Source organism: Pseudomonas sp. S2_C03, from assembly GCF_054668405.1.
This window is the reverse complement of the sequence record NZ_CP162766.1, coordinates 4,102,635-4,122,637: the sequence shown is the minus strand read 5'-3', so window position 1 is coordinate 4,122,637 and position 20,003 is coordinate 4,102,635. Positions and strand designations below refer to the sequence as shown.

The window sequence follows — 20,003 nt, the reverse complement described above, 5'->3', positions numbered from 1 at the left end:
CTTGATGTTGGTTGCGGGAGCCGGATTTGAACCGACGACCTTCGGGTTATGAGCCCGACGAGCTACCAGGCTGCTCCATCCCGCGTCTGTGAGGCGGCATTCTATAGAAGAACGACAGGGTGTCAACCGTTAATATGCCGCTGAGTCAAATAAGTGCTGAAAAGCGGCAAACGGTCGCAGGGCTGGCTTAAGTTTCGGAATCAGAACGATTTATCGTGTAGGGCAGAAAACAGGCGCGCACAAAAAAGGCCATTCTTTCGAATGACCTTTTTTGATGTTTGGTTGCGGGAGCCGGATTTGAACCGACGACCTTCGGGTTATGAGCCCGACGAGCTACCAGGCTGCTCCATCCCGCGTCTGTGAGGCGGCATTCTACAGAGGAACGCGGGTGTGTCAACCCTCAAGCAATAAAAAACCCGTTTTGGTTCAATTGGTTAGCTTGGCTGGTAAACGGTGTTAAGGGCGCAGGGGCCGCAGGAGCAAGGGTTTCAGCTCTATTGGTGGCGATCTTTTGATTGAAAAAATAAATTCATCTGCGAATTTTCCCACCGATCAGAAAGAACATTCAGACTACTGGTGCTATATACAGTTGTCGGTGAGATACTGCCAACCCGTGAGGCCTTGTCTTCTTTTCTCCGCCATGAACACTGCTTTTCCATGACTCAGCGAAAAATCATCCACGTCGATTGTGACTGCTTCTACGCCGCCATCGAGATGCGTGACGATCCGCGCCTGGCCGGCAAACCCCTGGCGGTGGGTGGCTCGGCGGATCGGCGCGGGGTGATTGCCACTTGCAACTATGAGGCCCGGGCCTATGGCGTGCGCTCGGCCATGTCGTCCGGACATGCGCTGAAGCTTTGTCCAGACCTGACGATCGTCAAGCCCCGTATGGACGCCTACCGGGAAGCGTCGAAGGAAATTCACACGATCTTTCGCGATTACACCGATCTGATCGAACCGCTTTCCCTGGATGAGGCTTATCTGGACGTGTCCGACAGCGCCCACTTCAATGGCAGTGCCACGCGTATCGCCCAGGACATTCGTCGACGGGTTTCCAACCAGTTGCACATCACGGTCTCGGCGGGCGTTGCGCCCAACAAGTTTTTGGCCAAGATTGCCAGCGACTGGAAGAAACCCAATGGCTTGTTCGTCATCACACCCGATCAGGTCGATGACTTTGTCAGTGGATTGCCCGTCAGCAAGTTGCACGGCGTCGGTAAAGTGACCGCCGAAAAACTGAGCCGCCTGGGTATTGTCGATTGTTCTCAACTGCGCGAATGGGACAAGTTGGCCCTGGTGCGCGAATTCGGCAGTTTTGGCGAGCGACTGTGGAGCCTTGCCCGAGGGATTGATGAGCGGTTGGTACACAACGACAGTCGGCGTCAGTCGATCAGCGTCGAAAACACCTACGACACGGACTTGCCGGATCTTAAGAGCTGCCTGGCCAAATTGCCCGAATTGATGGAAACACTGGCCGGACGCATGGCGCGGATCGACAGCAGCTATCGACCGGGCAAGCCGTTCGTCAAAGTGAAGTTTCATGACTTCACTCAGACCACCATGGAACAGGCCGGGGCAGGGCGGGACCTGGGCAGTTTTCAGCTGTTGCTGACCCAGGCATTCAATCGCGGTGGCAAGCCCGTGCGGTTGTTGGGGATTGGAGTGCGGCTGGAGGATTTGCGGGGCGGTTTTGAGCAGATGGAGTTGTTTGAACGGTAGACTTGCGGTGCTCTTCGGGGCCTGATCGCGGGCAAGCCCGCTCCTACAGGTTTCACCGATCTCCTGTAGGAGCGGGCTTGCCCGCGATGTTTTTTAGGGGTTAGTTAACCCCAGGATCCGCCACCAACCGCCCACCATCCCTGGCCAGTGACTTCATGAACTCGGTCTGCAATTCGGGATCGTTGCGCGTCAGTTCAATTAGGCTCTGCTCCAGCTCGCTGGCTTCTTCTTCCAGGCCCAGCTCCGACAGGCGCTTGACCCGGTGCACCCACTGGCTCACTTCACCGTCTTCGAGGTCGTCGTAAATCAGCCCGTGGGCTTCCAGCAGCTTGCCGCGCAGCGAACTGCTGACAGCCAGAGACGAGTCGGTGTGGACGTCGTCCTGGCTGTCTTCGACGCTGATCAGCAAGCGCGTCAGGTGATTGATGTCGCGCTCGGCGAACGGGCTGTCCAGCAGGTTCAGGCGCAATACGCCGTTCTTGTCGGTACTGAGCTCGAACGTTTCCTTGCCCGCCTTGACCTCAACGGGGCGCTCGCTCCACGGCAGGCTCGAGTACTCGGTGCGCTTGTCGCGCTGGACTTCGTCGATGCCGGCGAGGTTCTGCTGCGCCCGGCCATGGGACGGCGCATTCATGAACGGGTTGAGCCCGGCGATGCCGTAGCTGAACCAGTCCTTGGTAACACTATCAGGCAGGTTGCCGAGGGCGAACACGTTGACCACGTTCGCGCCGACGCCGGCCACCACAGCCACCGCGCCCAACGGAATCTCGTAGACTTCCCGCCAGGGCTGGTAAGGCGTGTAGCGATCGTAACGCCGCGTCACTTCGAACTCGGTGACTTCGAAGGTCTTCTGCTCGTGGATCTTCACCCGGCGTTGCGGCAGCTCAAGCACCTTGGGCTCACCGACATCGATCTGCAGGCGGTGGTCGAGCAGTTTGCGCTCGACACGTTCCTCGTGCTCGCTGCGTTGCGACATGTGGTTGGCACAGCCGCTGACCAGCAGGGCGCCGCACAGGGCGGCGCCACCGAGGCCTAAGGTGTTTCGCTTGAACATGACGTCTCTATCTGGTTTCAGCGGCGGATACGGGCCTGAAGGAACGACAGCACGTCAGCGACCGGCAGCGCTTGCGGCTCGGCCTCGGTACGGCTCTTGTATTCCAGGTTGCCTTCGGCGAGACCGCGGTCACTGACCACGATCCGGTGAGGAATGCCGATCAGCTCCATGTCCGCGAACTTGATGCCCGGGCTGGTTTTTTTGTCGCGGTCGTCCAGCAGCACTTCGAAGCCGGCGGCGGTCAGTTGCGCGTACAACGTGTCGGTGGCTTCGCGAACCTGCTCTGTTTCGTAGCGCAGCGGTACCAGGGCGATCTGGAACGGCGCCAGGGCGTCGCTCCAGATGATCCCTTTGTCATCGTTGTTCTGCTCGATGGCGGCGGCGACCACGCGGGATACGCCGATGCCGTAGCAGCCCATTTCCAGGGTCACCGGCTTGCCGTTCTCGCCCAGCACTTCGCACTTCATCGCCTGGCTGTACTTGTTGCCCAGCTGGAAGATATGTCCGACTTCGATGCCGCGTTTGATTTCCAGGGTGCCCTTGCCGTCCGGGCTTGGGTCACCGCTGACCACGTTGCGCAGGTCGGCCACGGTCGGAACCGGCAGGTCGCGCTCCCAGTTCACGCCGAAGTAGTGCTTGTCGTCGATGTTCGCGCCAATACCGAAATCGCTCATCAACTCGACGGAGCGGTCGATGATGATCGGCAGTGGCAGGTTCAACGGGCCGAGCGAGCCGGCGCCGGCGCCAATGGCGTCACGCAGTTCGGCATCGCTGGCCATGACCAGCGGGCTGGCCACGCCTGGTTGGTTGGCGGCCTTGATTTCGTTGAGTTCGTGATCGCCGCGGATGATCAGCGCGATCAGCTTGCCTTCTTCTTCGGCGTGCACGATCAAGGTCTTGATGGTCTTTTCAATCGGCAGATTGAATTTTTCCACCAGTGCGGCAATGGTCTTGGTGTCCGGGGTGTCCACCAGACGCAGCTCTTCGGCTGGCGCTGGGCGGGATGTTTCCCGTGGCACGGCCTCGGCTTTTTCGATGTTCGCCGCGTAGTCGGAACCGTTGCTGAACACGATGTCGTCTTCACCGGACTCGGCCAGCACGTGGAACTCGTGGGAGCCGGCGCCGCCGATGGAACCGTTGTCCGCTTCAACCGGACGGAATTTCAGGCCCAGGCGCGTGAACACGTTGCAGTAGGCCTGGTGCATGCGGTCATAGGTGACCTGCAGCGACGCCAGGTCTGCGTGGAACGAATAGGCATCCTTCATGATGAATTCGCGGCCGCGCATCAAACCGAAGCGTGGACGGATTTCGTCACGGAATTTGGTCTGGATCTGATACAGGTTGATCGGCAGCTGCTTGTAGCTGCTCAACTCGTTGCGCATCAGGTCGGTGATCACTTCTTCGTGGGTCGGGCCGGCGCAAAAGTCACGACCGTGGCGATCCTTGAAGCGCAGCAGTTCGGGGCCGTATTCTTCCCAACGACCGGATTCCTGCCACAGCTCAGCCGGTTGGGTGCTCGGCATCAACACTTCCAGCGAGCCAGCGGCGTTCATTTCTTCGCGCACGATGGCCTCGACCTTGCGCATCACTCGCAAGCCCATCGGCAGCCAGGTGTACAGGCCGGAGGCGAGTTTGCGGATCATGCCAGCGCGCAGCATCAGCTGATGGCTGATCACGACCGCATCGGAAGGCGTTTCTTTCTGTGTGGCAAGCAAAAATTGACTGGTGCGCATGGTTGGCCGCTATCGATTGCTGATGACGAGAAATGACGGGGCATTGTACGGGCGTGTTCCGCTGACGTACAGGCGTACGGTCGCTGGCATGGCGGGCGGCCGGGAATCTGCGCGCCCGTTGCAATGCTTGTTGCGTATAAGCCTCAGGATTCTTCTGCGACTTGCGTGGGGGCGGGCTCGGGCGTAGGTGTCGGACCTTCGCGGCGGCTCTCCTGGAACCAGTGCAGGGCAATCAAAACCAGCGTCGGAACACCGAGCAGCGCGGTGATCAGGAAGAAATTGTGATAACCGAACTTTTCCACCATGACCCCTGAGTAACCACCGATCAGGCGCGGCAACAGCAACATGATAGAGCTGAGCAAGGCGTATTGAGTGGCGGAGAACTTGAGGTTGGTCAAGCTCGACAGGTAGGCGACGAATGCCGACGTCGCCAGGCCCGAGCTGAAATTGTCCAGGGAAATGGTCACGATCAGCATGTTCAGGTTGGCGCCCATGTCGGCGAGCATCAGAAACAGCAGGTTGGTCGCCGCTGACGCAGCGCCGCCGATGAACAGGATCGGCAGGATGCCGAATCGCACGATCAGCAGGCCGCCCATGCCGGCGCCGACGAGGGTCATGATCAGGCCGAAGATCTTGCTGACGCTGGCGATCTGATCCTTGGTGAAACCCTGGTCGATGTAGAAAACGTTGGCCATCACGCCCATGACCGTGTCCGACATCCGATACGTGGCGATCAGCCCGAGCAGCAGCAGCGCTTGCCAGCGGTAGCGCAGGATGAAGTCGTTGACCGGCGTCAGTACCGGCGCGAGGCCACGGCGTCCCATGGATGACAGGCACAGGGCGGTGAGCGTGACGTAGAGGATGGCACGCAGGAACGCGCGATCTTCGAGCAGCAGGTCGAGCACGCTGACACCGCCGAACAGCACACTGGCGAAGTCTGTGTTGTACAGCTGCGTAAAGGTTGCCGGCACGGAAACCAGCAGCACGATCAACACGAAGACCGAGGCCAGTTGATGCACGAAGCTGTAGCGCCCGGCCTGAAGTTGTGTGCGTAACGGCACCGGCGGCTCGCGCATGAACAGCGAGGTCAAAAGCGCCGGCACCATCAGTGCGCCAAACAGCAGGTAAGTGCCGGCCCATGCCGAGTGCTTGTAATTGAAGCCCGTGGAGCCAAAACCCTCGGCAAAGTACAGCGCACCGGCCGTAGCCAGCAGTGCCGCCACTCGATAACCGGACATGTAGCTGGCAGCGAGCGCAGCCTGGCGGCTGTCATCGGCGATTTCCAGGCGATAGGCGTCGACTGCAATGTCCTGCGTCGCCGAGGCAAAGGCCACGACTACTGCGATGGCGATCAACCAGGAGAGGTGTTTTTGTGGGTCGCAGAATCCCATGCCGATCAGGCCCAGGATCACCAGCGCTTGCGAGAGCACCAGCCACGAGCGTCGACGGCCGAGTTTGCCGAGCAGCGGCAGGCGCCATTGGTCGAGGAGCGGCGACCAGACCCATTTGAAGGCGTAGGCCAGGCCAATCAGGCTTGCATAGCCGATGGTTTCGCGAGCCACACCGGCTTCACGCAACCAGACCGACAGCGTCGAAAACACCAGCATGTAAGGCAGGCCGGCGGCGAAACCAAGCAACAGCAGCACAAGTGTCGAAGGGCTGGCATAGGCAGCAAGCGCGGCGCGCCAGGTTTTACGGGGCATGGGCTGAAGTCTGCCTCAAAATTCGGAAACAAAGCGCGCACTCTAACCGCTGTGCTCTACCGGGCGCCAGCCATGACGCTGAATATCAACACGATTATTCAGGACACTGATGCCTTCGTCGCGTAATCGTGCCCGCTGTTCATCACCTGAAGGGCTGCCCGCAGGAAGGCTGATCCGGCCGCCCGCGCCCATCACCCGGTGCCAGGGTAGCTTGGTGTCAGCGGGCAGTTGGCTCAAGGTCCGGCCGACCCAGCGCGCCGCGCGTCCCAGCCCTGCCAGCTCAGCAAGCTGACCATAACTCACCACTTTGCCCTTCGGGACTTGAGCCAGAGTCAGATAGAGCGCCGTGCGTCGGATTTGCGCAGCGCTTTCGGTTTCGGCGGTGGGTTCGGCCACGTCGTGCTTCCTGAAAAAGATTCACATCACCGTTCGTAGGGTAATGCGCTGATCGGCAATTGAGAAATGAACTCAATAGAAAACGTCGGGTCAGTCGTTGCTAGGGTCTTATCCCTGCGGATAATGCCGACTTTTTTCGCAAACTTGAGCCTTTATTTTGCTTATGGTTTCCAGAACTCTGCTGTGCCTCGCTGTCCTCGGTGCTTCCACACCCCTGCTCGCCGATACCGTCTGGTTAAAGAATGGTGACAAGCTGAGCGGCAAGATCACCTTGTTCGATGGCGGCAAACTCTTGATCCAGACCGAGTACGCCGGAGCGGTGCCGATCGACTGGAAACAGGTGAAAACCCTGGAGAGCGATCAGCAATTGCTGGTCAAGCAGGACGCCTACACCGGCGAGAAAGCCAAGTCGCTGAAGTCGGCGGAAGACGGCAAGGTTACCCTCGCCAACGGCGATGGACCGAAGACCGTTGAATTGGCGAGTATCCAGCAAATCCTCAAGCCCAAGCCTGTTGTCGAGGACCTGGTGTGGAAGGGCAACATCGACGCGGCGCTGGATTACCAGCGTGCCGAAAAAGACACCGATGACTACGACATCGACTTCAAGACCACCGCACGTCATGGCCGTTGGCGTCATATCGCCGAAGGCGAATACAACCGCGAGTTCCAGGATGACGTGGTGACCACGGACAACTGGCGCGCCGAATACTCCCTGGATCGCTTCCTCACCGACAAATGGTTCTGGCAGGGCAGACTTGTCTACAAGCGTGACAAGGTGGAAGAGCTGTCGCGCCAGCGCACCGTCGGCACAGGTCCTGGTTACCAGTTCTGGGATGATGAACTGGGTGCGTTCTCGCTCGGTTCGCTGATCAACCGCACCGACTATCAATTTGATGATGGCAGCAAGGAGAACTTCTACTCCGTGGCCATGAAGTGGGACTACAACCGCTACCTGATTGGCAAGAAAGTCGAGTTCTTCACCAACGGCGAAGTGGGCAAGCCTCTGTCCGGCGTGGCCGAATACGCGCTGGATGCCGAAATGGGCCTGCGCTACAAGGTCACGGACTGGGCGTCGCTCAACCTCAAGGCCGAGCGTGACATCATCGACGGCACCAATGACGCCGATCTGGACAAGACACGTTACACGGCAGGGTTTGGCGTGACCTGGTAGGCCACTCAAACAAAAAAATCGCGACCCAATGGTCGCGATTTTTTTTTGCCCGACGAAAACACTCGAGCACAAAAAAGCCCCGCTTTTGAGGGCGGGGCTTTTTACTAAAGCAAGGACAAGTTAGATAACTTGTACTTCTTCAGCTTGCATGCCTTTCTGACCGCGGGTAGCGATGAAAGAAACCTGTTGGCCTTCTTTCAGGCTTTTGAAGCCGTCGGATTGGATAGCTTTGAAGTGAACGAACAGGTCGTCACCGGATTGTGGAGTGATGAAGCCGAAGCCTTTTTCATCGTTGAACCACTTAACGGTACCGGTTTGGCGATTAGACATGGTGTAACTCCTTGAACAAAGATAACTGCGACTCAGGAAGAACCCTGGTCGAGACTGAGTGCAAAGAGCAGGAAAAATTCTTGTAGATGGTTGGATCGAAATTCAACATATCGTGTAGAGATTCTCAGTGACACAAGCAGCACAGTGGCGCCACCTTAACCCTTTTTCTGGAACGTGCCAATGCTTCTTGCGAAGGTTTCTGGGTTTTCGTGACTGACGGTGCGCCGCAATGGCGTAATGCCCCCACTTTTGCACTGGATCGCCGAGAATTGCGCCCGGACTTTGAACCCGGGGCGCGGCCCCGGTAAGATGCCGGACAGATTTTTCACCCTCGCTATTTCAGGACATCGCCATGAGCATCAAATCGGACAAGTGGATTCGCCGCATGGCGCAGGAACACAACATGATCGAGCCTTTCGTCGAGCGCCAGGTGCGCGGCGAGAGCGACAGTCGGGTGATCTCCTTCGGCGTGTCCAGCTATGGCTACGATGTGCGCTGCACCAATAAATTCAAGGTGTTCACCAACATCAACTCGGCCATCGTCGACCCGAAGAACTTCGACGCCGGCAGCTTTGTCGACATCGAAAGCGATGTCTGCATCATCCCGCCGAACTCCTTCGCGCTGGCCAGCACCGTCGAATACTTTCGCATCCCGCGCAACGTATTGACCATCTGCCTGGGCAAGAGCACCTATGCCCGCTGCGGCATTATCGTCAACGTCACCCCGCTGGAACCGGAGTGGGAAGGTCACGTAACCCTCGAGTTCTCGAACACCACCAACCTGCCGGCGAAAATCTACGCCAACGAAGGTGTGGCGCAGATGTTGTTCCTTGAATCCGACGAAGAATGCGAAGTTTCGTACAAGGACCGTGGCGGCAAATATCAGGGCCAACGCGGTGTAACCCTGCCGCGCACCTGATCCTTTCGTCCAGTTCGCGGGAATTCCTGAGCGGGTAGACACTCTATTGGGTGTACTGCCCGGCGCTCGCACAGTGCGCCGGGCCTTTGCTCAGGAGTGCTCTATGAAGATCGATCCGCGAATAAGTGCCGAACTGGCAAGGCTTGAGCCCAATCAGGTTGGCGTTTTGGCCTGGTCCTTATTGGCACATCCTCCGATCAGCATGGCAGGGGGCATCCCCGGTCAGCCTGACCCCGACACACCCAATGAACAACCCACCGAACCGGGTGAGCCAACACTGCCGGATGAGCCGCCGCCTGCGCCTGTGGCGTAGCCGCGCCCTGTAGGAGCGAGCTTGCTCGCGATAGCGGAGTGTCAGTCAGCGTGGATACTTCTGACATATCGCTATCGCGAGCAAGCTCGCTCCTACAGAGAACCACCGACGGGCCATATCTCGTTATCGCCGATGACGAATATTCGACTCCGTTCATCCCGCTCCACCTGATAACCCCCGGTAAAGGCGCCAAACGCCGGCAGCAGGCTGACGCATTCGCCAAACCTGAAGCACGCCAGTCGCAAGCGCTGTCGGCCACGTCCCTGGAGTCGATACACCGGATGCACATGACCGGCCAGCACATGCCGTTGGGGATGGGGTGTGGGCTCATGTTGCAGGGCAAACGGACCCAACAACATCGGCTCCGGCACCACGCGAATGTCCAGTGAAGCCGGTGGGTCGCCCGCCCGTTTGTCGTGGTTGCCGCGAATCAACGTCATCGGCAGGTCGCGGTGTCGTGCGCGCCACAGAGCCAGGGCGCTGATTGTGGCGTCGGTATGGGAGCCGGGGCCGTGGAGGAAATCCCCGAGGAAAATCAACTGGCGACACGGCAGGTCGGCCAGGAGCGCATCGAGCACGGCGATGTTGCTTGAAGTGGTCCCCTGGGGCACCGGCTGGCCGAGGCTGCGATAGGCGGCGGCCTTGCCGAAGTGGACGTCGGCAATCAGCAACGCCTCCTGTGCCGGCCAGTACAGGGCTTTTTCCGGCAGCAGCCATAGTTCCTCGCCAGCCAGTCGTACGGGGTAGGGCGTGTTCATCAGGCTTTTCCGGTCTCGGCAGTTTTCTCAAGGTCGCTGACCATGCGTCTTATGCGGTCAGCGAGTTTTTCCGAGCTCATGCTCTCGCGCATGCGTTCCACCAGCAGAGGGAAGCCGAGGGGCGTGGGGCGTTTGACTGCATGCACATCGAGTCGCAGGCGACTGATGTGCGTCAGCGTCTGTTCCAGGCGGTCGATATCCAGTTCATTGCGCAGCACTTCTTCCCCGGCTTGCGCCAGCAACAGGTTGCCTGAGTCGTATTGCTTGAACACTTCATAGAACAAGCCGCTGGAAGCCTGGACCTGACGCGTGCTCTTGGGCGCACCGGGATAGCCGGCGAACACCAGCCCGGCTATCCGCGCGATCTCGCGAAATCGCCGCAGCGCCAGCTCACCGGCGTTCAGGCTGGCAAGCACGTCGTGCAGCAAATGGTCGGGACTGAGCAGGGACGAATCAAGGAAACGTGACCATTCCACATAGGTCGCGCTCAGCAGCTCCAGTCCGTAATCATTGACCGCAATGGAAAACGTCACGGGCTGCTGCTGGCTGACGCGCCACGCCAGAAGACTGGCCAGCCCCAGGTGTACCTGGCGTCCGGCAAAGGGGTAGAGAAACAGGTGCCAGCCTTCGCGTGATTTCAGGGTTTCGGCCAGCAGACTATTTGTAGTCGGCAATCCTGACCAGCGTTGTTGCACCTCCAGCAGTGGTCGCAATGCCTGCATTTCCGGGCCACTGAACTCGCCTTGCGCCGCAGCACTGAAGCGTGCGACCACCGCCTGCGCCAGTTCGTTGGAAAGCGGCATGCGCCCGCCGTTCCAGCGCGGCACCGCGGCTTTCTTCACCGTGCTGCGCTTGACGTAGGCGGTCATGTTTTCCACGCGCACCAGTTCCAGCAGGCGCCCGGCAAAGAGAAAGCCGTCACCGGGTTTGAGCCGGGCGATGAAACCTTCCTCCACGCTGCCCAGTTGCTTGCCGCCACCGCCCTTGCTCCAGAACTTCAGATGGATGCTTGCGTCGCTGACAATCGTGCCGATGCTCATGCGATGGCGCCGAGCCAGTCGCGCATCCGGTACACGCCAGACGCCCTGTTCATCCGGTTCGGCCCGGCGGTAATCCGGATAGGCTGTCAGGGAAAGCCCGCCGTGACGTACGAACGCAAGCGCCCAAGCCCAATCTTCGCGGGTGAGGTCGCGGTAAGCCCAGGCCGTTCGAACTTCTTCGTACAGCTCATCGGGCAGAAATCCACCGCCCAGCGCCATGCTGACCAGATGTTGCACCAGCACATCCAGTGGTTTATACGGCGATTCCCGAGGCTCGATGCGGCGCTGCGCGACGGCGTCCTTTGCCGCGGCGGCCTCTATCAGTTCCAGGCTGTGGGTGGGCACCAATGTCACCCGTGACACTCGCCCCGGTGCATGGCCAGAGCGGCCCGCCCGCTGCATGAGGCGCGCCACGCCTTTGGCGGAACCGATTTGCAGCACCCGTTCCACCGGTAAAAAATCTACACCCAGGTCCAGGCTGGAGGTACAAACCACGGCTTTGAGCTGACCGTTCTTGAGCGCCCCCTCCACCCAGTCGCGGGTCTCCCGTGACAACGAGCTGTGATGCAGGGCAATCAACCCGGCCCAATCCGGTCGTGCGTCCAGGAGCGCCTGGTACCAGATCTCTGATTGCGCGCGGGTGTTGGTGAACACCAGGCTGCTGGGGCTCGATTCAACCTCTACCACGACTTGGGGCAGCATCTTCAAGCCAATGTGGCCGGCCCAGGGGAAGCGCTCGATGGCGGGCGGCAAGAGGGTGTCGACCTGCAACGTCTTGCTGCTCTGGCCCTGCACGCTGACCCCGCCACCCTGTGGGATCAAAACCTGTTCGGCGTGGGCCTGATTGCCGAGCGTCGCGGAAATGCCCCACACGATCAGTTGCGGGTTCCACCGCCGCAGACGGGCGAGAGCCAGTTGCAACTGAACGCCGCGCTTGTTGCCGAGCAATTCGTGCCACTCGTCAACCACGACCATGCGCAAGGTCGATAAGGCGGTGTGCGAGTCAGCGCGGGCCAGCATCAGCGTGAGGCTTTCCGGTGTGGTAATCAGCACAGTGGGCAGGCGCCGGCTCTGGCGTGCACGTTCACTGCTGCTGGTATCGCCTGTGCGCAGGCCGACGCTCCATGCAATCTGCAAATCCGCCAGCGGCGCTTCCAGTGCCCGGGCGGTGTCGGCGGCCAGAGCGCGCATGGGCGTGATCCACAGTACCGTCAGCGGTTCGGCCGGTGGTTTGCGTTTACGGGGTTTTTCCACGGCAGCGAGGGCAGAGGCGAATCGGTTGAGCGCGGCGAACCACACTGCGTAGGTTTTACCGGCGCCGGTGCTGGCGTGCAGCAATCCCGACTGGCCCTGTTTGACGGCGGCCCACATTTGTTTCTGAAAGGCGAAAGGCTTCCAGCCGCGAGTAGTGAACCAGTGCTTTGCGTAGTCGGGGGAGGTTCCCATGCCGGCGGCGTGTGCTCTGAAGGTGTTCTTTCAGAGACCGCGGGGGGTGGAGGGTGGTTCTACTAAAGTTGTGATGAGGCACAGGATCCTCTGTAGGAGCGAGCATGCTCGCGATGGAGTCATTGACACCGTTGGGTGTCAGGCAGCCAACGTCATCGTTGACGAACCTTCGCGAGCATGCTCGCTCCTACAGGGGGGAGTGTGTTTATTTTAGGTTACCGCTGAGAAACTGCTTCAACCGTTCACTCTTCGGATTGCCCAGCACTTCTTCCGGCGCGCCTTCTTCCTCGACCAGTCCCTGGTGCAGGAACAGCACCTGGTTCGACACCTTGCGGGCGAAGCTCATTTCGTGGGTCACCATGATCATGGTGCGGCCTTCTTCGGCCAGGCCCTGGATCACCCGCAGCACTTCACCGACCAGCTCCGGGTCGAGGGCCGAGGTTGGTTCGTCGAATAGCATCACTTCCGGCTCCATGGCCAGTGCGCGCGCGATGGCCACCCGTTGCTGCTGGCCACCAGACAGGAACGCTGGATACTGGTCCGCTACCCGTGCGGCCAGGCCAACCTTGTCGAGGTAGCGGCGGGCACGTTCCTCGGCTTCCTGCTTGCTGCAACCCAGCACCCGGCGCGGGGCCATGGTGATGTTTTCCAGCACGGTCATGTGGCTCCACAGGTTGAAGTGCTGGAACACCATGGCCAGGCGGGTACGAATCCGTTGCAGTTCATCGGCGTCCGCCACGTGCATGCCGTGGCTGTCCTTGACCATGCGGATGTTCTGGCCGTCCAGGGTCATGGCGCCGTCGTTGGGCTGTTCGAGAAAGTTGATGCAGCGCAGAAAGGTACTTTTGCCCGAACCGCTGGCGCCGATCAGGCTGATGACGTCGCCGGTGTTGGCCTTGAGCGACACACCCTTGAGCACCTCATGATCGCCATAGCTTTTGTGCAGGCCTTCAATGGTCAGTTTGTACATGGAGCAGGCATCCTCAAGGCGAAAGTAGGTAACCGCTGCGGTAGGCTTCGGTGCCCGCGACATGGGCGATCACCATGCCGGCAGTGGCCATGCGCCGCAGTGAACGGGCGTACATCAGCCCGGCGATGGTGCAGTGAACAGGGATAACGCGATCGGTGATCGGGTCGATGATCTCGGCGATCAGTTGCCCGGCTTCCAGGTATTCCCCCGGCATGGCCGTGAACACCAGTAAGCCGCCAGCCGGCGTTGCCACGGGTTCCACGGCCGCCAGTGGCGTGGCCGGGTACGGCAGCTCCGGCAGGGGCAGCGGTTCGCCGGCAATGGCGCCGAAATGAATCAGGTAATCGAGCAGCGCCTGGCAGTCGAGACTGGCCAGCGGGTGATTGACGTCACCCTGGCCGCGCAGCTCGACGGTCACGCTGAAGCTGCCCATGGGTATCTCGAAGCGCTCGCCGAAGCGCTCTTGCAATTGCCACCACAGCAGGGTGAAGCACTCGTCGAACGACTGGCCGCCAGAGTCGGTGGCCAACAGGCTGGCTTCCGAGCCGATATAGCGCGCCAGGGGTTCGACCTTCGGCCAGGCCTGCGGCGTGGTGTAGAGATGCGCGACCGCCTCGAAGTCGCAATGCAGGTCGAGCACCATATCGGCGTCGCAGGCCAGGCGTTGCAGGACCAGTCGTTGCGATTGCAATTGGGTGCTGGCGCTTTGGCGGTCCAGGGCACTGCGCAGGCTGCCGCGGATCAGTTCGAGGTTGCGCTGGGGATCGTCGCTGAGCTGGTCCTCGATTTCATTGCCGACTTCCTCGCTCAAATCAACGAACCAGCGGTTGAAGTTCTGACCGCTCTCCAGCTCGTAGCGGCCTAACGGTACGTCCATCAGGATTTGTTCCAGGCCGACCGGGTTGGCCACTGGCACCAGCACGATTTCGCTGCGCAGGCGGCCGGCGGCTTCAAGCTCCGCCAAGCGCTGCTTGAGGTGCCAGGCGACCAGCATGCCGGGCATTTCATCGGCGTGCAGGGACGCCTGGATGTAGATTTTGCCGCTGGCCGCCTGTGGGCCGAAGTGAAAGCTGTGGATCTGGCGTGCGGTGCCCGGCAGCGGTGCCAGCAGGTCATGGGTCTGGTGGTGCATGTGCGTGTCCTAGTGGGTCGGCCCGAGAAAGGCCAGCCATCGGCGTTCGGCGAGGCGGAACAGGCCGACCAGCGTAAAGGTGATCGCCAGGTAAATCAGCGCGGCGATGCCGAACGACTGGAAGGTCAGGAAGGTCGCCGAGTTGGCGTCCCGCGCGACCTTGAGGATGTCCGGGATGGTTGCGGTGAACGCCACGGTGGTCGAGTGCAGCATCAGGATGACTTCGTTGCTGTAATACGGCAGCGAACGTCGCAGGGCCGACGGCATGATCACGTAGGCATACAGCTTCCAACCGGTCAGGCCGTACGCCTTGGCCGCTTCGACTTCGCCATGGTTCATGCTGCGGATTGCCCCGGCGAAAATCTCCGTGGTGTAGGCGCAGGTGTTCAGGGCAAAGGCGAGGATGGTGCAGTTCATCGCGTCGCGAAAGAAGCTGTCGAGCAAGGGCTGCTCGCGCACGGCGGCCAGGCTGTAGATGCCGGTGTAGCAGATCAGCAACTGGATATACAGCGGCGTGCCTCGGAACAGGTAAGTGTAGAACTGCACCGGCCAGCGGATGTAGAAGTGGCTGGATACACGGGCGATGGACAGCGGAATCGAGACGATGAAACCGATGAAAATCGAGGCGCTGAGCAGCCACAAGGTCATGGCGAGGCCGGTGATGTTCTGGCCGTCGCTATATAGGAAGGGTTTCCAGTATTCCTGCAGGAGTTCGATCATCGTACAGCCTCCCGAGTACCGGCGGCGTAACGGCGTTCCAGCCAGCGCAGGACCATGTTCGAGGCACTGGTGATCACCAGGTAGATCAAGGCGGCGAGCACCAGGAAATAGAACAGTTGATAGGTGCTTTTACCGGCGTCCTGCGCGGCCTTGACCAGATCGGCCAGGCCGATGATCGAGACCAGTGCGGTGGCCTTGAGCATCACCATCCAGTTATTGCCGATACCTGGCAGGGCGTAGCGCATCATCTGCGGGAACACCACGATCCAGAACCGCTGGCCGCGCTTGAGTCCGTAGGCAACGGCGGCTTCGACCTGGCCCCTTGGCACTGCGAGGATCGCGCCACGAAAGGTCTCGGTGAAATACGCGCCATAGATGAAACCCAGGGTCAGGACCCCGGCGCTGAACGGGTTGATCTCGATGTATTCCCATTCCATGTAATCGGTGAACGAGGTCAGCCAGGTTTGCAGGCTGTAGAAAATCAGCAGCATCAGGACCAGGTCCGGTACGCCGCGAATCAGGGTGGTGTAGCACTGGGCAGGCAAGCGCAGCAGTTTGACTTTTGACAGCTTGGCACTGGCGCCCAGCAGGCCGAGTAATACGGCCACCAGCAGCGACATCGCTGACAATTTGATGGTCATCCAGGTGCCTTCCATCAGCAATGGACCGAAGCCCTTGAGGCTGAAGGCTGAGAGCCCCAGATTTTGTAGGAGGTTTTCGAACATAAATCAGCAACCTGATCGGAAGAAAAAAGCGCCCATCGCGAGATGGGCGCCTGGCATTATTTGCCGCTGTACAGATTCAGATCGCCAAAGTGTTTCTTCTGGATGGTGGCGTAGGTGCCATCATCGTGTAACGCTTTGATACCTTTATCCAAAAGCGCTTTCAGCTCGGTGTTACCTTTCTTAATGCCGACAGCGGTTTTGGAAGGCAGAAGTTCGTTGTCGACTGCCTCGCTGACGTCATAGTCGGCACCCTGCGGCGACTTGAGGAAGCCCAGTTCGGCTTGCAGCATGTCCTGGATCCCGGCGTCGAGACGGCCGGAGGTCAGGTCGGCATACACCTGATCCTGGTTCTGGTAGGCCTGGGTTTTCACACCGGCCTTGTCCAGCACGGCTTTGGCGTAGGCTTCCTGGATGGTGCCTTGCTCGTAGCCGACGGTTTTGCCCTTGAGCGAGGCGACGTCTGCCGTGACGCCCGAACCTTTCTTGAACACGTAGGCGGTTGGGCCGGAGAACAGCTCGCTGGAGAAGTCGATGACTTTTTCGCGGGCAGGGGTAACGGTCATCGACGAGATCACACCGTCGAATTTATTGGCCTTGAGGCCCGGAATCATGCCGTCGAAATCGCTCTCGACCCACTTGCACTTGACCTTCAGCTCGGCGCAGATCGCGTTACCCAAGTCGATATCGAAACCTACCAGGCTGCCGTCAGCCGCTTTCGACTCGAATGGCGCGTAGGAAGGGTCAACACCGAAACGCAATTCCTTGTATTCCTTGGCCAGCGCGGAGCCAGCCGTTACGCACAACGCCAGTGCAGACAGGGTCAGCAATGCTTTTTTCATTATTCAATCCCTAAGAACCAATATGAGCGCTTGTGGCGCAGAATTATTGTTACTGGAAGCGTAAGACCTAATGAAAGTAGCAATTTCCGAACCAGAGTGGCGAACAAGCGTTTAAAAGGCTTTTCAGGAAATTGCCGGATGGGATTAGTGCACGAAAATGGGCGTCGTGAATAGGGTGCACCGTTTTGGGGTGGGGATGTCGGCGGTCAGGCCAACAAATCCTGCAACGTCCCCAGATTGTCAGCCTCTTCGATGGTCTTGTCCTGACGCCAGCGCAGCATGCGGGGAAAGCGAACGGCGATGCCGCTCTTGTGGCGCTTGGACAGGGCGATGCCTTCGAAGCCCAACTCGAACACCAGGCTGGGTTTGACGCTGCTGACAGGGCCGAACTTCTCGATCGTGGTCTTGCGCACGATGCTGTCGACCTGGCGCATTTCTGCGTCGGTCAGCCCCGAGTAGGCCTTGGCAAAAGGCACCAGTGTGCGTTCGCTGGCGTCGGGCGGACCGTCCCACACGGCGAAGGTGTAATCGCTGTAGAGGCTGGCGCGGCGACCATGGCCGCGTTGGGCGTAGATCAGCACCGCATCGACGCTGAACGGGTCGACCTTCCATTTCCACCAGGTGCCCATGTCCTTGGTCCGGCCAACGCCATACAGCGCGTCGCGGGCCTTGAGCATCATGCCCTCGACGCCGAGACTGCGGGAGGCTTCACGTTGGCGGGCGAGGTCGAACCAGTCTTCGCCGGTCAGCACGGGGGAAGGCAGCAGCACCGGGTTATTGCACTGGACGATGACCTGTTCCAGTTGCGCGCGGCGTTTGGCTTGAGGTTGGTTGCGCCAATCCTCGCCCTGCCATTCCAGTAAGTCGTAGGCGAGAACCACCACCGGCACCTCGTCGAGGATCTTTTTGCCCAGGGTCTTGCGGCCGATGCGCTGCTGCAGCAGGGCGAACGGTTGCACGGCGGGTGCGGACGGCGCCGCTGGATCGAAGGCGTCCTCGGTTTCGGGCCGGGTGGTTTTCCACGCCACGATCTCTCCGTCGATCACCGTGCCGTCGGGCAAGCCATGGACCAGGCTGTCGAATTCGGGAAAGCGTTCGGTCACCAACTCTTCACCGCGCGACCAGACCCACAACCGCCCCTCGCGCTTGACCACCTGGGCGCGGATGCCGTCCCACTTCCATTCCACCTGCCACTGGCTGGCCGGGCCGAGCAGGGCTTCGAACTGTTCGACGGGTTGCGACAGCGCGTGTGCCAGGAAAAACGGGTAGGGCTGGCCGCCGCGCTGGGCATGTTCGTCGACGGATTCGGCGGCGATCAGCTTCAGGTAACTGGCTGCGCTCGGACGGTTTGACAGGTCGGTGTAGCCGACCAGCCGCTGGGCCACGCGTTTGCTGTCCAACTGCGCCATCGCCGCCAGGGCGCGGGTGACCAGCAGCTTGGAGACACCCACACGAAAGCTGCCGGTGATCAATTTGATGCACAGCATCAGGCTCGGGCGATCCAATTGTGCCCAGAGCGAGGGCAGGCGCTCGGCAAGTGTTTCAGGGGTTTCACCGCGCAGCGGCAGCAGTTTTTCCTCGATCCACAGCGCCAATCCATCGGTGGAGCTATGAGGTGCCTCGGGCAGGACCAGCGAGATGGTCTCCGCCAGATCGCCCACCGCTTGGTAACTCTCCTCGAACAGCCACGGCGACAGGCCGGAGTAGGTGACCGCCAGCTCGCGCAGGACGCGCACGGGCACCAGTTGCCGAGGTCGGCCACCCGACAGGAAGTACACCGCCCAGGCGGCGTCTTCAGGCGCGGCGTGCGCAAAATAGCGCTGCATTGCCGCAAGCTTGGCGTTGCTCGACGTCGTGGCGTCGAGGTCGGCGTACAGCTCGGCAAACGCTTTCATGGCAGCGCCTCGGCGGTGGTTGACTGTTCTTCTTCATCGTCACCGTATTCGGTGTTGAAGCCCTGCGCATCGAGCCCCTGCTCGCGCAGGTGGCGGACCAGCACGCCAATCGATCCGTGGGTCACCATGACCCGCTCGGCGCCCGTTTGCTCGATGGCCCAGAGCAGACCGGGCCAGTCGGCGTGGTCGGACAGCACAAAGCCGCGGTCCACGCCACGTCGGCGCCGTGTACCGCGAAGGCGCATCCAGCCACTGGCAAAACCATCGCTGTAGTCGCCGAAACGGCGCATCCAGGTGCTACCCCCCGCCGAAGGCGGCGCGAGGACCAACGCCTTGCGCATCATCGGATCGTTTTTCTGGACTTCGCCGGCGTAGATCGTCGGCGGGATATGGATGCCCCCTTCGCGATACACACGGTTCAGTGGCTCGACGGCGCCATGCACCAGGATCGGGCCGAGGCTGGCATCGATGCCGTGGAGAATCCGCTGGGCTTTTCCGAACGAGTAGCAGAACAGCACGCTGGCCTTGTCCTGGGCGGCATTGGCCTGCCACCACTGATTAATCTCGGCGAAAATTTCTGCCTGGGGTTGCCAGCGATAAATCGGCAAGCCGAAGGTCGATTCGGTAATGAAGGTGTGGCAGCGTACCGGTTCGAACGGAGCACAGGTGCCGTCCGGTTCGATCTTGTAATCACCGGAGGCCACCCAGACTTCACCGCCGTATTCCAGGCGTACCTGTGCTGAGCCGAGCACATGGCCAGCGGGATGGAAGCTCAAGGTGACGCCGTGATGTTGCAACTGTTCGCCATAGGCCAGGGTTTGCAGGTCGATGTCCTGGCCCAGTCGCGCACGCAGGATGCCCTCGCCGGGCGCGGCGGCCAGGTAGTGCTGGTTGCCGCTGCGAGCGTGGTCGCCGTGGGCGTGGGTGATGACCGAGCGCTCGACCGGCCGCCACGGGTCGATGTAGAAATCCCCGGCCGGGCAGTACAAACCTTCGGGACGTGCGATGACAAGGTCCATGGAGTGACCACGATGGAGGACTTGTTAGCTAAGAGGCGGGGGTGGGGCGGGAAGTTCTATCGGGATTTTCAGGTGACTGTGCTGCACCTGTGGGAGCGGGCTTGCCCGCGATAGCGTTAGG

At 60.4% G+C, this 20,003-nt stretch carries 18 protein-coding genes and 2 tRNA genes; 4 read left to right on the top strand and 16 right to left on the bottom strand.

What is annotated here, in order from left to right; genetic code table 11:
* Positions 1 to 8: 8 nt before the first annotated feature.
* A tRNA-Met gene (locus AB4N64_RS19085) sits at positions 9 to 85 on the bottom strand.
* Between the two features lie 194 nt (positions 86 to 279).
* Positions 280 to 356, bottom strand: a tRNA-Met gene (locus AB4N64_RS19080).
* A 301-nt stretch (positions 357 to 657) separates the two neighbouring features.
* On the opposite strand from AB4N64_RS19080, the gene dinB reads away from it, so the two are divergent.
* Positions 658 to 1,719 (top strand): DNA polymerase IV, encoded by a 1,062-nt coding sequence (dinB, locus tag AB4N64_RS19075; RefSeq protein ID WP_460117442.1) that lies wholly within the window; start codon positions 658 to 660, stop codon positions 1,717 to 1,719.
* Between the two features lie 100 nt (positions 1,720 to 1,819).
* Here the strand turns inward: dinB and AB4N64_RS19070 are convergent, their stop codons facing one another.
* The 4 genes from AB4N64_RS19070 to AB4N64_RS19055 form a co-directional block, all read right to left on the bottom strand.
* A complete protein-coding gene (locus AB4N64_RS19070; RefSeq protein ID WP_460117440.1) occupies positions 1,820 to 2,773 on the bottom strand; it encodes a hypothetical protein in 954 nt (317 codons plus the stop codon).
* A 17-nt stretch (positions 2,774 to 2,790) separates the two neighbouring features.
* Positions 2,791 to 4,506 carry a proline--tRNA ligase gene (locus tag AB4N64_RS19065; protein ID WP_460117438.1) on the bottom strand — a complete coding sequence of 572 codons (1,716 nt, stop codon included), beginning with the start codon at positions 4,504 to 4,506 and terminating at the stop codon, positions 2,791 to 2,793.
* A 143-nt stretch (positions 4,507 to 4,649) separates the two neighbouring features.
* Complete coding sequence (locus AB4N64_RS19060; protein ID WP_460117436.1) at positions 4,650 to 6,209, bottom strand: AmpG family muropeptide MFS transporter; 1,560 nt, start codon at positions 6,207 to 6,209, stop codon at positions 4,650 to 4,652.
* 42 nt (positions 6,210 to 6,251) lie between these two features.
* On the bottom strand, positions 6,252 to 6,605 hold the full coding sequence (locus tag AB4N64_RS19055; RefSeq protein WP_460117434.1) for an MGMT family protein: 354 nt from the start codon (positions 6,603 to 6,605) through the stop codon (positions 6,252 to 6,254).
* A 163-nt stretch (positions 6,606 to 6,768) separates the two neighbouring features.
* Between AB4N64_RS19055 and AB4N64_RS19050 the strand changes: the two genes are divergently transcribed.
* Entirely contained in the window at positions 6,769 to 7,776 is a 1,008-nt protein-coding gene (locus AB4N64_RS19050; RefSeq protein ID WP_460117432.1) for a DUF481 domain-containing protein, read from the top strand.
* Positions 7,777 to 7,896: 120 nt separating this feature from the next.
* Here AB4N64_RS19050 and AB4N64_RS19045 read toward each other — a convergent pair whose 3' ends face one another.
* Positions 7,897 to 8,106, bottom strand: a complete 210-nt coding sequence (locus AB4N64_RS19045; RefSeq protein ID WP_002554837.1) for a cold-shock protein — start codon at positions 8,104 to 8,106, stop codon at positions 7,897 to 7,899.
* A 352-nt stretch (positions 8,107 to 8,458) separates the two neighbouring features.
* On the opposite strand from AB4N64_RS19045, the gene dcd reads away from it, so the two are divergent.
* Both dcd and AB4N64_RS19035 read left to right on the top strand, forming a co-directional pair.
* On the top strand, positions 8,459 to 9,025 hold the full coding sequence (dcd, locus tag AB4N64_RS19040; RefSeq protein ID WP_192302454.1) for a dCTP deaminase: 567 nt from the start codon (positions 8,459 to 8,461) through the stop codon (positions 9,023 to 9,025).
* Between the two features lie 103 nt (positions 9,026 to 9,128).
* Complete coding sequence (locus AB4N64_RS19035; protein WP_017336784.1) at positions 9,129 to 9,338, top strand: hypothetical protein; 210 nt, start codon at positions 9,129 to 9,131, stop codon at positions 9,336 to 9,338.
* 92 nt (positions 9,339 to 9,430) lie between these two features.
* Here AB4N64_RS19035 and pdeM read toward each other — a convergent pair whose 3' ends face one another.
* From pdeM to AB4N64_RS18990, 9 genes are all read right to left on the bottom strand, one after another.
* Entirely contained in the window at positions 9,431 to 10,096 is a 666-nt protein-coding gene (pdeM, locus tag AB4N64_RS19030) for a ligase-associated DNA damage response endonuclease PdeM (protein ID WP_460117430.1), read from the bottom strand.
* Positions 10,096 to 12,582: a ligase-associated DNA damage response DEXH box helicase gene (locus AB4N64_RS19025; protein ID WP_460117428.1), complete on the bottom strand. Its 2,487-nt coding sequence runs from the start codon at positions 12,580 to 12,582 to the stop codon at positions 10,096 to 10,098. The genes pdeM and AB4N64_RS19025 overlap by 1 nt, the downstream gene beginning before the upstream one ends.
* 205 nt (positions 12,583 to 12,787) lie before the next feature.
* Positions 12,788 to 13,552 (bottom strand): ABC transporter ATP-binding protein, encoded by a 765-nt coding sequence (locus AB4N64_RS19020; protein ID WP_368557388.1) that lies wholly within the window; start codon positions 13,550 to 13,552, stop codon positions 12,788 to 12,790.
* Between the two features lie 13 nt (positions 13,553 to 13,565).
* The gene (locus AB4N64_RS19015; RefSeq protein ID WP_460117426.1) at positions 13,566 to 14,684 is read right to left on the bottom strand and encodes a succinylglutamate desuccinylase/aspartoacylase family protein; all 1,119 of its coding nucleotides are present in this window, start codon (positions 14,682 to 14,684) and stop codon (positions 13,566 to 13,568) included.
* A 9-nt stretch (positions 14,685 to 14,693) separates the two neighbouring features.
* Complete coding sequence (locus AB4N64_RS19010) at positions 14,694 to 15,404, bottom strand: ABC transporter permease (protein ID WP_460117424.1); 711 nt, start codon at positions 15,402 to 15,404, stop codon at positions 14,694 to 14,696.
* A complete protein-coding gene (locus AB4N64_RS19005) occupies positions 15,401 to 16,129 on the bottom strand; it encodes an ABC transporter permease (RefSeq protein ID WP_460117422.1) in 729 nt (242 codons plus the stop codon). Before AB4N64_RS19005 ends, AB4N64_RS19010 begins: the two co-directional genes overlap by 4 nt.
* Before the next feature lie 56 nt (positions 16,130 to 16,185).
* A complete protein-coding gene (locus AB4N64_RS19000) occupies positions 16,186 to 16,968 on the bottom strand; it encodes a transporter substrate-binding domain-containing protein (RefSeq protein WP_460117420.1) in 783 nt (260 codons plus the stop codon).
* A 206-nt stretch (positions 16,969 to 17,174) separates the two neighbouring features.
* Positions 17,175 to 18,863, bottom strand: a complete 1,689-nt coding sequence (locus AB4N64_RS18995) for an ATP-dependent DNA ligase (protein WP_460117418.1) — start codon at positions 18,861 to 18,863, stop codon at positions 17,175 to 17,177.
* A complete protein-coding gene (locus AB4N64_RS18990; RefSeq protein WP_460117416.1) occupies positions 18,860 to 19,882 on the bottom strand; it encodes a ligase-associated DNA damage response exonuclease in 1,023 nt (340 codons plus the stop codon). Before AB4N64_RS18990 ends, AB4N64_RS18995 begins: the two co-directional genes overlap by 4 nt.
* Positions 19,883 to 20,003 lie beyond the last annotated feature (121 nt).